General features: G+C 69.0%; 12 protein-coding genes. 5 read left to right on the top strand and 7 right to left on the bottom strand.

What is annotated here, in order from left to right; all coding sequences use genetic code 11:
• Positions 1-11: 11 nt before the first annotated feature.
• Positions 12-1,235, bottom strand: a complete 1,224-nt coding sequence (locus AAEX60_RS12680) for a hypothetical protein (protein ID WP_342103927.1) — start codon at positions 1,233-1,235, stop codon at positions 12-14.
• Between the two features lie 94 nt (positions 1,236-1,329).
• Here AAEX60_RS12680 and AAEX60_RS12685 point away from each other — a divergent pair, with 94 nt between their 5' ends.
• Positions 1,330-1,920: a TetR/AcrR family transcriptional regulator gene (locus AAEX60_RS12685; protein WP_342103928.1), complete on the top strand. Its 591-nt coding sequence runs from the start codon at positions 1,330-1,332 to the stop codon at positions 1,918-1,920.
• A gap of 7 nt (positions 1,921-1,927) precedes the next feature.
• Here AAEX60_RS12685 and AAEX60_RS12690 read toward each other — a convergent pair whose 3' ends face one another.
• Entirely contained in the window at positions 1,928-3,247 is a 1,320-nt protein-coding gene (locus AAEX60_RS12690; protein ID WP_342103929.1) for a DUF4921 family protein, read from the bottom strand.
• A 675-nt stretch (positions 3,248-3,922) separates the two neighbouring features.
• Here AAEX60_RS12690 and AAEX60_RS12695 point away from each other — a divergent pair.
• Both AAEX60_RS12695 and AAEX60_RS12700 read left to right on the top strand, forming a co-directional pair.
• Positions 3,923-4,489, top strand: coding sequence for a WhiB family transcriptional regulator (locus tag AAEX60_RS12695; RefSeq protein WP_342103930.1), 567 nt, complete (start codon positions 3,923-3,925; stop codon positions 4,487-4,489).
• A gap of 147 nt (positions 4,490-4,636) precedes the next feature.
• Entirely contained in the window at positions 4,637-5,407 is a 771-nt protein-coding gene (locus AAEX60_RS12700) for an HAD family hydrolase (RefSeq protein ID WP_342104009.1), read from the top strand.
• 119 nt (positions 5,408-5,526) lie between these two features.
• Here the strand turns inward: AAEX60_RS12700 and AAEX60_RS12705 are convergent, their stop codons facing one another.
• Together AAEX60_RS12705 and serS are read right to left on the bottom strand one after the other, a co-directional pair.
• Complete coding sequence (locus AAEX60_RS12705) at positions 5,527-7,353, bottom strand: PQQ-binding-like beta-propeller repeat protein (protein ID WP_342103931.1); 1,827 nt, start codon at positions 7,351-7,353, stop codon at positions 5,527-5,529.
• Positions 7,354-7,364: 11 nt separating this feature from the next.
• Entirely contained in the window at positions 7,365-8,639 is a 1,275-nt protein-coding gene (gene serS / locus AAEX60_RS12710; RefSeq protein WP_342103932.1) for a serine--tRNA ligase, read from the bottom strand.
• Positions 8,640-8,741: 102 nt separating this feature from the next.
• Here serS and AAEX60_RS12715 point away from each other — a divergent pair, with 102 nt between their 5' ends.
• Both AAEX60_RS12715 and AAEX60_RS12720 read left to right on the top strand, forming a co-directional pair.
• Entirely contained in the window at positions 8,742-10,322 is a 1,581-nt protein-coding gene (locus AAEX60_RS12715) for a diacylglycerol kinase family protein (protein ID WP_342103933.1), read from the top strand.
• A 121-nt stretch (positions 10,323-10,443) separates the two neighbouring features.
• Complete coding sequence (locus tag AAEX60_RS12720; protein WP_342103934.1) at positions 10,444-11,112, top strand: hypothetical protein; 669 nt, start codon at positions 10,444-10,446, stop codon at positions 11,110-11,112.
• Positions 11,113-11,187: 75 nt separating this feature from the next.
• Here AAEX60_RS12720 and AAEX60_RS12725 read toward each other — a convergent pair whose 3' ends face one another.
• From AAEX60_RS12725 to AAEX60_RS12735, 3 genes are read right to left on the bottom strand one after another with little or no spacing between them, the layout of a single operon-like run.
• Positions 11,188-11,970: a carboxymuconolactone decarboxylase family protein gene (locus tag AAEX60_RS12725; protein WP_342103935.1), complete on the bottom strand. Its 783-nt coding sequence runs from the start codon at positions 11,968-11,970 to the stop codon at positions 11,188-11,190.
• Between the two features lie 21 nt (positions 11,971-11,991).
• Complete coding sequence (locus AAEX60_RS12730) at positions 11,992-12,378, bottom strand: DUF2255 family protein (protein ID WP_342103936.1); 387 nt, start codon at positions 12,376-12,378, stop codon at positions 11,992-11,994.
• Positions 12,379-12,394: 16 nt separating this feature from the next.
• On the bottom strand, positions 12,395-13,210 hold the full coding sequence (locus AAEX60_RS12735) for an MBL fold metallo-hydrolase (RefSeq protein WP_342103937.1): 816 nt from the start codon (positions 13,208-13,210) through the stop codon (positions 12,395-12,397).
• Positions 13,211-13,245 lie beyond the last annotated feature (35 nt).

Consider the following 13,245-nt stretch of genomic DNA (forward strand, 5'->3'; position numbering starts at 1 on the left):
CCCGGCCAGGATCACCGCTCGTCGACATCCCCGCGACTGCCCACAACGGCCCCGGCCACGGTGCCTGCACGACGCCCCACCACGGCCAGCACAACACCCAGCCCGAACCAGACCAGCAGGGCCAGCCAGGGCTGGAAGGTCGAGGCCTGCGGGAAGTAGCTCTCGATCCGCATCAGGTTGCCGGCGGCACCGGGCACGAACCACTGGCCGATCTCGCCCCAGGCACCGGGCAGCCATTCCTTGGGCATGCTCTGGGAGCTCAGGGGGTTGCCGACGAACAGTGTCAGAATCGCACCGAGCGCCAGCCCGGGCCGCCCCAGCAGGGAGTGCGCGCCCACGATGAAGGCGGCCGTCGCGGCGATGGATGCGCCAATGACCAGCCAGTTCATCCAGAAGCCGCCCTGGATGAAGCCGAACCAGCCCTGCAGGATGCCGGTCAGCAACAGGCCACCCAGCACGCCGTACCCGGCGACGGCGACCAGACGGCGTTTCCACCCCACGAGCAGCATGGAGATCAGGACGCCGCCGATCATGCCGCCCATCGTCAACGGCAGACCGGCGATGGCGATGCCGGTGCCGCGGGCATCGCTGCTGGCCAGCGGCACGACGTCGGTGATCGCGACGACGGGAGCACTCGTGGCGGCCAAGGAATCCTGTGCCTGCTTGGCCTTGGCGGCAGCACCCGCGGCAGCCTTCTGGGCGGCCTCCACCTGCGGCTTCATGGCCGCGGCCTGGGCGGCGGGTAGCCCTTGGGACACCGTCGCCAGGGTCTGAGCGCTGGCGGCGGCAGCGGCAGCCTGCGCGCCGAGCTTGGCGACCTCCCCGGCAGCCTGCTGCTTCTGGGCCGCGACGGCAGCCATCTGCTGGGCGCCGAGCTTCTGCGCGGCACCGGCGAGCATCTGGGTGGCGGCGGCACTGCCGGCCGAGGCGGTGAGCACCTCCGTCTTCTGCCCCGAGAAGACGAGCGCTCCGTAGACCCCTCGCTGCTCGATGGCCTCGACGGCGGCCGCCCGGTCGCTCTGGTCAACCACGGTGAAGGCTCCTCCGGCGGCCTCCAGCTGTTGGGCGACCGCGGCGCGCTGAGGGGTCGGCGCCACGATGGCCACGGGCATGCCCTTCGGCTTGGCCGTGTAGCTGGGCCAGGCGAAGGCCAACAGCACCAGGGTGACGACGGTGGCGGCGGCCAGGATGGTGCGCAGCGTGGCCTGCCAGGTGGAGTGCAGGTGCTCGTCCATGACGGATCCTCTCATAAAACGAATGTTCGTTCTCTATGGTGCGCCCTCCCGGGGAAGCTGTCAAACAGAATGTTCGTTTTGCTAGGATCGGCGCATGCCCAAGGTTTCCGACGAACATCGCGCCGCCCAACGCCAGCGGATCCTGGACGCCGCCATCGCGGTCATCCAGCGCAAGGGCTTGTCCAGCACGACGATGAGCGACATCATCAAGGAGTCCGGGCTCTCGGCCGGAGCCATCTACGGCTACTGGAAGGGCAAGGACGACCTGATCCGGGACATCGCCGCCTCCGTGGTGACCACCAAGAGCGAGATTCTGGTCACTTTCGCTGACCAGTCCCCCGTGCCGCCTCCGGCCACGGCCCTCGCACAGGTGCTGCGCAACCTCCCCCACGAGTGGATCGAGAGCGGCCTGGTGCTGCAGTTCTGGGGCAACCTGACCACCGGCAACGCCCTGTCCGCCGGGCTGCTGGACCACGCGGCCACCCTGATGGAACGCGTCACCGGCTATCTCGAGGCGTGGTGCCGGCAGGAGGGACTCCCGTTGCGCCGCGCCGCCCGCCTCGCCCCCGCCTTCGTCGCCCTGATCCAGGGCTACGTGATGCAGGCGTCCTTCCGGATCGCCACGGACCTTGATGACTACACCCAGTCCGCCACGGGCCTGTTGGAGGGTCAGCTGGCCAGCTGACAACAGCTCAGCAGGGAATGCTCCCCGGGGCGACATCGCACTCGTCGCCCAGCTTCATCGGGGCAATCCGGCCCTCGTCGCGCAGCCGGTAGAGCTCCTTGAGCACCCGCCGGTGCACATCCCACGGAGAGAGCGTGTTCAGGTAGATCTTGGTGGCGCCCTCGAAGCCAGCCAGGGTGGAGATCCGCCACTTCACGACGATCCGCCAGGGGATGTGCTCCTCACCGATGGCGCCGATCCCCTCGGCCAGCGACGGCGGCCGGTGGTGCCACTCCTCATTGCAGGACAGCTTCTCACCGCCGGCGGCGTGCATGGCGTGCAGCAGGTCGCTCATCCCGTCCATCTCGTCGGCGTCCAGCAGCCACGGCTCCCGCCGCGGGGAGAGCGAGTAGATCTCTACCGACGGGTAGCGGTGGCCGAAGCCGGCGAAGGCGACGGCATGGTCATTGGCCGCCAGCAGCAGCCCGTTCTGGATGGCGATGTCCAACCCGTATTCGTTGAAGGCATTGGGATGGCGGGTCAGGGCCTCCGCGGCGGCCCCCGCGTGCTCCCCCAGCTCGTCGATCGCCACCACCTGGCGGTGCAGGTGCTCGAAGGACGCGCCGGCCGGCTTCAGCCAGTTCTGGAAGACCGAGACATAGCGGGCGGCCGGATTGGCGGCGTACAGGTCCGCCATCGCCTGCACCGTCAGCCCGACGTAGGCCCGGTGCTCCGGCACCGTCAGCCAGCCGGAGGAGGCCAACTGACTGGTGTCGGTGGCGCCATCCACGTAGTGCCGTCGCGGAATCACCAGCTCATGCGAGGTCCCGATCCAGCCCAGGGCGGCCTGCCGCAGCGCCTCCTCGGTGGGCTCCACCTCCTGTTTGGCGAAGCGTTCCCGCAGCCGCCAGACCCGCTCGATCTGGGCGTGGCCCACCGGATCGGCCAGGTAGGCCTCCACCCGTTCCACCACCTCCGGGCTCGGCTCCACGCCGTGATTGAGCCGCCAGTAGTCCAGCGAGCAGATCTCGAACAGGTTGGGCACCCGACGAAAGTCCGCCTCGGTCCGATCCAGCTCGGCTGCCGACAGCCCGGACAGCGCCCGCCACCCCTCCCCTTCGCGGACCAGCCGGGACCGCTCCGGCGGGTTATCCAGATGATGGCCGGGGCAGAAAGCGCAGCCGGGGGTCCCGCCGTCGGGAGGCAGCGGCGCCGGATCATCCAGCGTCTTGGGCAGGGGACGCTTGCCCCGGCCGGGCATGGTCCAGACCTGGGTCCCGGTGAAGGGATTGCGCTGCTTCACGGTTCCGTCGGGCAGCCGCTGCAAGACCTCGTCGCTGGCGCTCATTGCCCCAGACTATGCCGGCCCCGCGCGCGCTGACCCGGGCTGTGCCGATGGGTCCCCTGGACGGGTTGGATCATCCAGCCAGGTCACGGACCTGCTGCGACGGGTGGCTCCTGAAGCCGCCGCGTGCGGTTGCCCACCAGACTGGAGACGTCCTGCGCACACACCCCTCATGCTGCGCGCATGGACCTTGGGGCATCGCCCCCGGCAGGGGCACGTCATCAGAACTGATGACAGGGAACCGGTTGCTGATCGAATACTTAACGCCATGAAATCCCCTTGTCGTCTGTTCAGGTGACACTCAGCGGGTGGACAATCGAGTCACATGTCACGGATATACGTGACAGCGCAGGAACGGCCCGAAAAAGGGCGCCACGGCTTCCGCATCGGCGCAAGGAGCGAGGTGGGCAGCAGAATTTTTCCTGTGGACACAGGGATCGCCGGGGCCCGTTCATGGCTTCAACAATTCAACGTTGAATTATGAGTAGCGATACTCAGATTCCCATGAGTATCCGTGCCACCCCCGAACAGGTAGTCACCCCCACCATTGCGATGGCCTTTCCTCGCCACGGCCTGACAACCTAGAGCCGTCGGGGCAATCGGGAACCAGGTGGAACTCGCGCTCCGTCGTAGGGACACCGTCACCCCGATTCCCGCACCGAAAGTTGTCACCCAGAAATGACCATCCAGACCAGTACCCTCACGGCCCGGGCCTGCGTGGAGCATGCTGAGGTCTTCCAGCATCCGCTGCTGGAGGACCACATCTCCCCGGCCAGCGCCCACGAACGTCACCTCCAGCAGATGCTGATGCGCAAGGCCGAACAGGCCTGCGGTGGCTGCCCGCTGCTCCAGAGGTGCCTCTACGCCGCCGTCGTGGAGCACGACGTGGCGGGCTATGTGGCCGGCACGACCCCCGCCCAGCGCAACGCGATCCGTTCCCGACTGGGCGTTCGCGTGAAGCCCGAAGATCTGGATTCCTTCGCCGGCGTGGTCACGCCCAACCGGCAGATCGATCCGGCCGAGGTGGTGCGGCTGCGCGCCGCCAACCCGCATGACTCCCTGGAGTCGATCGCCCAGCGACTCGGCTGCAGCCTGTCCACCGTGAAGCGCCACCTGCGCAAGGCGCGCAACAACCCGGCGCCCAGCCGCTCCCTGCGCCAGGTCAAGCCCAGCATGGAACTCGTCCTGCAGGCCGCCCGCGAGGTGCTGCGCCGGGGCGAGGCCAGCCGACGCCTGGCCGCCTGACCACACCATAGGATCTGCCCGATTGACACGTCGGTCAGTCCCGGGTGACAAGCGCGGGGGCCCGGTGTGGACACACTGCGGCCACCCGCGCTTCACCATCTGGTCATGCCCTGCTGGCAGTATTCGTCCATGACTTGGCGCCCCGAGATGGTGGCCCTGGACATCGACGGCACGCTCGTCGACCACGAGGGACATCTACCAGACCAGATCCGCGACGCAGTGGACCGGATCAAGACCGCAGGAGTCCCGGTGGTGCTGGCCACCGGGCGTGCCTGGGGTGACACCCAGCCGATCTTCGAGGCGCTCGGCCTGCCGCCCGGCCCGGCGGTCAGCTCCAATGGTGCCGTCGTGGTGGACTTCCCGCCCTACCGGCTGCGCAAGCAGGTCACCTTTGACCCCGGCCCCGCCATCCAGAAGGTCTTGTCCAAGCACCCCCACATGCGGGTGGCGGTGGAGGATCCGCGCGGCGGCTATCGGTTGAACGAACTGTTCCCCGACGGAGACCTGACCGGCGAGATGCGGCTGCAGAGCGTCGAGGAATTGTGCGCCGAGCCGGTCACCCGAGTGATCATCCGGGACCCGAACTCCTCCAGCGAGGAGTTCAAGACCATCGCCCGCGCCCTGGGCATGCGTGGCGTGAGCTACTTCATCGGGTGGTCCGCATGGCTGGACATCGCCCCCGTCGGTGTGAACAAGGCGACGGGATTGAAGGAGGTCTGCGCCGAACTGGGGGTCAAGAAGCGCAATGTGCTGGCACTGGGCGACGGCCGCAATGACACCCAGATGCTGAAATGGGCCGGCCGCGGCGTGGCCATTGGGGACGCCCCCGAGGAGGTCAAGGCCTGCGCGGACCACGTCACCGGGAATTTCGACGATCTGGGCACGGTGGAGGAATTGAACCGCTGGTTCCCCGCCTGATCCCCCGGGCTTTCCTCAAGGTCCTCTGGCCAGTCGGGGCTCGATCCGCGCTCACGATCCCCGAGCCTTCCTGAACCACGATCTCCGAGTCGGTCGAGGGGTGGGAGAGCCCTCCGGAATCAGGGCAGCCTGAGCCGCCACACCCCGTCCAGCCCGACGGCCACCACGGCCTGGTCCCGCGGGCTGCCCACGCCGACCACGGCAAAGCCGGGCAGGTCCCTGAACCGTGCCTCCACCCGACCCGTCGTCGGATCCACCACGTCCAGCACGCTGCGGTCGCCGAGCAGGACCCGTTCACCGTGGGAGAGGGCGAGGACGCTGGTGTAGTCCGGCACTGCCCAGACCGCCCGGCTGCCGGCCTGGTCCAGCGCCACCAGCCCACCGGCGTCGTCCACCAGGACGGTCCGCCCGGCCTGCACCGCGGTGGGCTCCAGGGGCCCCGCGAAGGTGTCCGTCGAGCTGGTGTCGGCGATCACCGCCCGGGTACGTCCGGTGGCCGGGTCCACCCCCACCACCTGCTTGTGCTGGTTGAGGAAGACCGGGACGGACCGGTCACCATGCCGACGGTCGATCCTGGGGTGGGCCAGCCTGATCCCCGGCTGGGTACGGTGCAGCGGCTTGAGCTGGCGGGAGTAGGCGGTGGCACCATCGGCGTCATTGCACCAGATCCGCTGCCCGTCATCCACCATCCGGGAGCACCGGGGCAGAGCCACGAGCCGCCCGTCGGACGCGTTGAGGAAGGCGGTGCCCACCCTGCCCCAAAGGGCGACCATCTGGTCCACCTGCCGGATCCGGACCCGTTCCAGGGCCAGACCCGTGGGAACCGTCAGGTCACGACGGGTGATGTACCGGTTCTGGCTGAAGAAGCTGCCGTGCAAGGGTTGCGACGACAGGTCCGTGCGCCAGGCCGGTGACAGGTCCTTGCCGACGGCATGCACCACCAGGTGGGGCGCCGGCTGGGCCTGCTCCACCAGGAGGAAGCGGCCGGACTGCACCGCCACCATGCTGAACCAGCCGTCCAGGGCGGCCGTCCTGACCGCCCGCCCGGTGGCCGGGTCCAGCAGCTGCAGCGTCCACCGGGTGGGCAGGCCGGTGGCCCCGTCCCGCTCCGCGGCAGAGGCGCAGGCCACCTTCCCGTCGAGCGGTTCACGCGCGCACAACCCAAAGGGCAGGTCCAGCTGCCAGCGCTGACGGCCGGTGGTGGCGTCCAGGCCGTGCAAGCGAATCTTGCGGTCGGGCGCGGTCTCCTCGCGGCCCAGGGTGCCCTCCCCGGTGAGCACCAGCCAGGTCTGGCCGGCCCCAATCACCGGCCGGTCGTCGTCGGCCGAACCGTCCGGAGAGAAGCTGAGCTCCGCGCTGACCAGGTCCAGCCGCAGACTCTTGGCCTGGACTCCCCAGGCGTAGTGCGCCGGCTGGGCATTGGGGCGGGCCGGCGCGGTGGCGGTGCTGGGCAGCGGTGAGGGCGGGTAGGGCCTGGGAGTCGACGGCTGCTGCGGGGTGGGCAGGGTACTGGGGACCCGCAGGTCCGGCACCTCGTCGGGCTCGGGGTCCCGGGCCACCAATGGCCGGACCAGCAGGAAGCCCAGCACCGCCAGCACGCTGAACCAGGCCGCCCAGCGCAGGGGGTGGCGGGAGAAGCCGGATCTGCCGGGCTCACCGGCGCCGGGAGGTGACGGCTGCCAGCCGGGTGTTCCGGCGGAACCGGCTGCGGACGCGCCGGGCGAAGACTCCGGGACCTGGTTCCGGGAAGTGACCTCGGGATTCCCACCGGCGGTGGACTCCCCCGCGGGAGCCACCCCGGCCGTCGGATTCTGGCGGTCACCTTCCGGAATTGGGCGCGCGTCCAGACCGTCGGTGGGGGAAGCGGACGAGCCCGGCTCCCCCAGCGGGGTCCATCCGTCGGGACGGGCGTAGCCGCTGGGTTCGTCGGGCTCGGGCGAGGTCATCGCATCCGGTCTCAGGCCTTGGGGGTCAGCTTCTCCAGGCCACCCATGTAAGGACGCAGCACCTCGGGGATGTGCACCGATCCGTCGGCCTGCTGGTGGTTCTCCAGCAGCATGATGATCATCCGGGTCATGGCGCACAGGGTGCCGTTCAGCGTGGCCAGCGGGCTGACCTCACCGTCCTTGCGCTGCCGGATGTTGAGGCGTCGGGCCTGGAATTCGGTGCAGTTGGAGGTGGAGGTGATCTCCCGGTAGCGGTTCTGGGTGGGCAGCCAGGCGTAGCAGTCGTACTTGCGGGCGGCGCTCAGACCCAGGTCACCGGAAGCGACGTCCAGCACCTGGAAGGGCAGCTCCAGGGCGGTGATGAACTCCTTCTCGAAGTTCAACAGCTTCTGGTGCTCCGCCTCCGCGTCGGCCGGGTCACAGTAGACGAACATCTCCCACTTGTCGAACCAGTGCACGCGGAAGATGCCGCGGGTGTCCTTGCCGTAACTGCCGGCCTCACGACGGAAGGCGGGGCTGTAGCCGGCGTAGTGCAGCGGCAGCCTGTTGGCGTCGATGATCTCGTCGGAGTGGTAGGCGGCCAGCGGCACCTCGGCGGTGCCAACCAGGTACAGGTCGTCGGCCTCCAGACGGTAGACGTCGGCGGCGGCCTGGCCCAGGAAGCCGGTGCCCTCCATGGCCGACGGCTTGACCAGCGACGGCGGGATCATCGGGGTGAAGCCCCACTCCAGGGCCTTGGCCATGGCGAACTGGGACAGGGCGAACTCCAGCTGGGCACCGACGCCGGTCAGGAAGTAGAAGCGGCTGCCGGAGACCTTGGCGCCGCGCTCCATGTCGATGGCGCCGAGCAGTTCACCCAGCTCCAGGTGGTCCTTGGGCTCGAAGCCCTCGGCGGCGAAGTCCCGCGGGGTGCCGTGGGTCTCGATCACGTAGAGGTCATCCTCGCCGCCGGTCGGGACGCCGTCGATCACCAGGTTGCCGAGCTGCTTCATCAGCTCGTCGAACTTCTGCCCGGCCTCATCGGCGGTGGCCTGGGCGGCCTTCACATCCGCGGCCAGCTGCTTGGTGCGGGCCAGCAGCTCCTGCTTCTGTTCGCCCTGTGCCTTGGCCACCTGCTTGCCGAGCTCCTTCTGCTCCGCACGCATGGTCTCGAAGGCTTGGATGTTGCTGCGGCGGGACTCGTCGGCGGCCAGCAGCTCGTCGACGATCTCACCGGAGCCGCCGCGCGCAATCTCACTACGTCGGATGCGGTCGGGGTCGGTGCGCAGCAGCTTGGGATCAATCATGGGCAACAGCCTACCGAGTGGCCGCCCTCCTCGTCCCCGCCATTTGTCGGGCAACACTTTCTGGGAATCGGGGAGCTGGCCGGCGCGTGGCACAATCAGCGCATGCCCAGCCTGCACCGGATCACCGCCCTTGCCCGGGCCCGGTTCGCGCTCTTCGTGCTGGTCACCGCCGGGTTCGCCTTCGGCCTGTGGACCTGGCTGGCCCTGGCCACCACCGCCCTGGCCGGGCTGGACCGGTTCTCCGGGACCACGCGGCTGGAGCCCGACAGCCACCCCGCCCAGATCTGGACGGCCATCTCCATCGTCACCATGCCGGGCGTCTTCGCCGCCATCCTGACCATCATCGCCGTCTGGGCCTGGCGACGCCGGCTGCGCAACCTGGCGGTGGGGTTGGTGCTGTCGGTGGTGCTGGCCTGGGGAGGCAGCTTCCTGCTGAAACAGATCTTCGCCCGGCCCCGCCCGGCCTCCCCGCTGGCCGACGTGCTGACCCACGCCGGGTGGGCCTATCCCAGTGGGCACCTGGCGATGACCACCACCGCGGCCCTGATGGTGATTGCCACAACCACCACCACCCGGCAGCCGTCCGACGTGCGCTACCTGTGGCGTGTGCTGGGTGTTCTGGGCGTCGGGCTGATCGGCTACGACCGGTTCGTGATGAATGCTCACTGGCCCACCGACATCGTCGGCGGTTTCCTGCTGGGCCTGGTCTGCGCCAGCCTCGCCTGCCTGGTTGCGCGGGTACACATGGTGCCGGTGCCCCGCCGTCGTCGCGCGGCCGCGGAGGAACGCAGCTGCGCGGTGATCTGGAATCCCTCCAAGGTGCTGGACCGGGGCAGCTTCCGCCGCACCGTGGAGTACGAGCTGGAACAGGGCGGCTGGGACGATGTGCTGTGGCTGCAGACCAAGCCCACCGACCCCGGCTACTCCATGACCCGCGCCGCCATCTCCCGGGACGTGGACCTCGTCGTGGTTGCCGGTGGCGACGGCACCGTCCGCGTGGTCTGCTCCGAGCTAGCCGGTTCCGGGATCCCGCTGGGGATCATCCCGGCGGGCACGGGCAACCTGTTGGCCCGCAATCTGGGGATCCCGCTGGATGAGGTGGCGGCGGCCCGGGTGGCCTTCGGCGGCCAGCCCCAGCCCATCGATCTGGTCAAGGCGATCATCGACGGCGACGAGGCGGGCGCGGAGCACTTCGCGGTGATGGCCGGAATCGGGATCGACGCCCGGATCATGGAGAACACCCGGCCGGAGCTGAAGAAGACCGTCGGGTCGGCGGCCTACTTCCTGGCCGCCGCGCAGGAGGTCAATGCCCCGCCGATGGACCTCAGCTTCCAGGTGGACGGGCAGGCCCCGGAACGCCGTCGGGCGATGATGGCGGTGGTGGGCAATGTCGGCCTGCTGCAGGGCGGCCTGCAGCTGATGCCCAAGGCCTCGGCCACCGACGGCCTGCTGGACGTCGCGATCGCCTCGCCGCGCAACTATGCGGACTGGGCAGCGATGGCCGCCAAGGTGATGGCCCTGGGCAGCGACCGGGTCAACCGGGTGGACCAGCTCCAGGCCCGACGGGTGCGGATCAGCGTCGCCGAGGAGATGCCCTATGAACTCGACGGGGACACCGCCGGACGTGCCCGGGTCTTCGAGGCCGAGGTGGTGCCCCAGGCGCTACTGGTGATGCAGCCCTGAGATCCCGCGGAAGCTGCTGTGGACTTGCCCTCACGGGGGTGCCGTCTGCGCAACAATGAGACACAACGGAGGCACCGGTCACTGCCGATCGCTACCTCCACAGCCACACCGAGGAGGCATCGTGACACCGACGTCCCGACCCGAGATCCCCGCCACCGAGCTGGCCCAGCGCATCGGTGATGCGATCCGTCCCGCCGTGCAGAAGGCCTGGACCAGTGACCGGGTGCAGATGCTGCGCCGGGTGATCCAGGGCGCCCACATGCCCAATGCGTCGGGTCAGAAGCTGCTGACCGCGCATCACGAGGTGCTGGTGGACGCCAAGCGTGCCGAACGCACCGCCACCACGACGCTGGTGATCGAGGCCACCGCCGAGGACGTGCGCGGCTGGTCCATCTCCGTCGATCTGGCGCAGCAGCAGGTGCACGCCGAGGCGTTGCTGGGCTGCACGCTGGGCCGGGTGATCCCCGTCGACGAGGGCGCCCAGGTCTATGAATTCCTGTTCGACCCGCCGCTGAAGAAGGGCGACAACCGCCGCACCCAGCACCGCCTGACCTTCCACGGCGACGCGGAGTGCACCACCATGGGCTATGCCCTGAGCCGGCCGGCTCAGCTGTTGACGCTAACGGTGCACTTCGAGGGGGCGCTGCCGAAGCGGATCCTGCACACGGTCAAGCCGGCCCAGAGCGAGGCGGAACCGGTGGTGGAGCGGGAGCTGGAGCCGGCCCGGATGGTGGAGCTGGTGCTCGCCAACCCCGCCCCCGGCCTGCACGCGCTCGACTGGGAGTGGTGACCGGAGAACCTTCGGATCGGTCGGCCACAACAAATGCGGCAAGTCAGGTGACCAAGTGCCGCCCGGGCGGTCTGGTCACTTGACCTGCCGCACTTGTTGTGGCCTGGAGCCCGTCTCCGCCAGCACGACGCGCATTGCGTTGAGGGCGCTGGGGTATCCGATGTAGGGGAAGGCCTGAACCAGCGCGGCGAGCACGGTCTCCACGCTGTTGCCCGCCTTCAGGCAGCCACGCACGTGGGCCGGCAGTTGTGGGGCCAGGTTCAGGGCAGCCAGGGTGACCAGGGCGAGCAGTTCGCGCGTGCCGCGGTCCAACCCCTCACGGGTCCAGAAGTCGCCGAAGTGGAAATCGGTGAGGAATCCCGGCACGGCCCGGTCGAAGGGTTCCGGAAGGCCGGCCAGGGCGTCGGCGATCTCCGTGCCGTAGAGCGCGGTCTGGATGTCCAGGCCCAACTCATGGCGGTCTTCGTCGGTGGTGGTTCCCTGCGTCTGCAGCGGCAGCTCGTGCCCGGCTGCGGTGATCACCTCGCTGACCACGCCGATCGCATTGAGGGTGCGTGGGAAGCCGATGATGGGCGCCAACTGGTACATCGCCTCACGCAGCTCCACCGGCGTGACGCCGACGTTCAGGGCCGCCGTGGCGTGGGCCTTCAACTGGGGCAGGGTCTGCAGCGCGGCCAGACAGGTGACGGTGACCAGCTCCCGGGTCCGGTCGTCGAGGTCTCCGGTGGCGAAGACGTCGGAGAAGATCACCTTGCGCAGGATGGGGCCGAACTCCGGATCCGGCTCGCTGGTGGGAGGGGTGGCGTTGAACAGGCGGCCGAAGACCTCGGCGGCCTGTTCGGTACGGTTCTGGGTCATGGTGGTCCTTTCGAGGCCAGGTCAGTTCGCTGGCGTGAGTTCGACGGTGGCGGCCTTGGGACCCGCGGCCACCATCGGGGGCAGGTAGGGGCTGCCGGCGTACTTGGTCCGGTAGGCCTCGTCAATCCGGTTCCCGAGGGTGGGGTCGCTGGCCTCGTCGACGGGTGTCATTGCGACGTCGAAGTCATCTCCCGTGGCCGAGATCCGGCCAGCTCCCTGCTCGACGGCCGCGCGGTACCACCGGGACCGGGTGCCATTCCAGGCGCGGACGAACAGCCGCCCGTCGACCACCACGGACCAGATCCAGGTGGGCGTTCCGGGGGTGCTGCCGTCGGGGCGGAAGGGAGAGATGTGCAGGTCATCGCTGGCGGCGATCCGCTCGATCACGTCTTTGGGCCACGAATTCATGGGCTTCCTTTCTGGGTCAGGCAAGGGGGAGGCGGAAGGCCTCGCCCGGGGCGAGGACGCGGATCCGTTCCGGGTTGACGACGCGGTCCATCAGATCCGCGGGGTTGCCATTGAAGGGCGAGAAGTCCGGCGCATCGACGCAGCCCCAGTGGTGCAGGAGCAGCTGGGAGGTGGGGTGGGCATTGGCCATCTCGATGGCGCCGTCCAGGGTGAAGTGCCACTCGCTGTCCGAGAAGTCGAAGAGCATCACGTCGGGGCTGGGGCCGGCGAGGTGGTGTTCGCGGATCAGCCGGGAGTCGCCGGGGGCCCAGATGCTGCCGTCCGGGGTGTCGATCCAGAAGCCGCAGCAGTCCTCCGGCTGGAAGGTGCGCTGGCCGGGCTTGGGCTTGGCATTCTGCCAGGCGTGGTCGGCAGGCAGCACCCGCACCCGCAGGTCATTGACGGTAAAGCTGTCCTCGATGTCATGGCCGTGGACGCTGCCGCCCAGCTGCTCCAGTTCCTCCCCGCGCATCTCGTCGGCGACGTACTGGGTGGTGTGGAAGCTGGACCCCAGCGCCGCCAGGTCCCGGCAGGTGGGACGGCTGAAGTGGTCATTGTCGCTGTGGGTGACCAGCACCGCGTCCAGCCGCGGCACCTCGGCGGTGGTGATCGGGAAGGTAGTCAGCATCGGCATGTCGAAGTCCCGCAGCAGCGGGTCGATCATCAACGTGGTGCCGCGGCTGTTCACCAGGAAGCCAGCCATGGTCAGCCAGCGCAGCTCGGTGTGGCCAATTGACTCGAAGGCCTCGGCCCCGAAGGGGATGGTGGCGGGAGGAGTTGCCTGGTTGCTCATGAGGCCGAGTCTAGGAAGCGTTGCGTCCGCGCGCC

It is taken from the genome of Luteococcus sp. H101, assembly GCF_038433155.1.
Lineage (GTDB): Bacteria > Actinomycetota > Actinomycetes > Propionibacteriales > Propionibacteriaceae > Luteococcus.

What these genes read in the sequence shown, in the direction of transcription:
- AAEX60_RS12715 (WP_342103933.1), top strand. Translation starts at nt 8,742, where the DNA reads ATGCCCAGCCTGCACCGGATCACCGCCCTTGCCCGGGCCCGGTTCGCG.
- AAEX60_RS12695 (WP_342103930.1), top strand. Translation starts at nt 3,923, where the DNA reads ATGACCATCCAGACCAGTACCCTCACGGCCCGGGCCTGCGTGGAGCAT.
- AAEX60_RS12730 (WP_342103936.1), bottom strand. Translation starts at nt 12,378, where the DNA reads ATGAATTCGTGGCCCAAAGACGTGATCGAGCGGATCGCCGCCAGCGAT.
- AAEX60_RS12705 (WP_342103931.1), bottom strand. Translation starts at nt 7,353, where the DNA reads ATGACCTCGCCCGAGCCCGACGAACCCAGCGGCTACGCCCGTCCCGAC.
- AAEX60_RS12725 (WP_342103935.1), bottom strand. Translation starts at nt 11,970, where the DNA reads ATGACCCAGAACCGTACCGAACAGGCCGCCGAGGTCTTCGGCCGCCTG.
- serS (WP_342103932.1), bottom strand. Translation starts at nt 8,639, where the DNA reads ATGATTGATCCCAAGCTGCTGCGCACCGACCCCGACCGCATCCGACGT.
- AAEX60_RS12690 (WP_342103929.1), bottom strand. Translation starts at nt 3,247, where the DNA reads ATGAGCGCCAGCGACGAGGTCTTGCAGCGGCTGCCCGACGGAACCGTG.
- AAEX60_RS12735 (WP_342103937.1), bottom strand. Translation starts at nt 13,210, where the DNA reads ATGAGCAACCAGGCAACTCCTCCCGCCACCATCCCCTTCGGGGCCGAG.
- AAEX60_RS12680 (WP_342103927.1), bottom strand. Translation starts at nt 1,235, where the DNA reads ATGGACGAGCACCTGCACTCCACCTGGCAGGCCACGCTGCGCACCATC.
- AAEX60_RS12700 (WP_342104009.1), top strand. Translation starts at nt 4,637, where the DNA reads ATGGTGGCCCTGGACATCGACGGCACGCTCGTCGACCACGAGGGACAT.
- AAEX60_RS12685 (WP_342103928.1), top strand. Translation starts at nt 1,330, where the DNA reads ATGCCCAAGGTTTCCGACGAACATCGCGCCGCCCAACGCCAGCGGATC.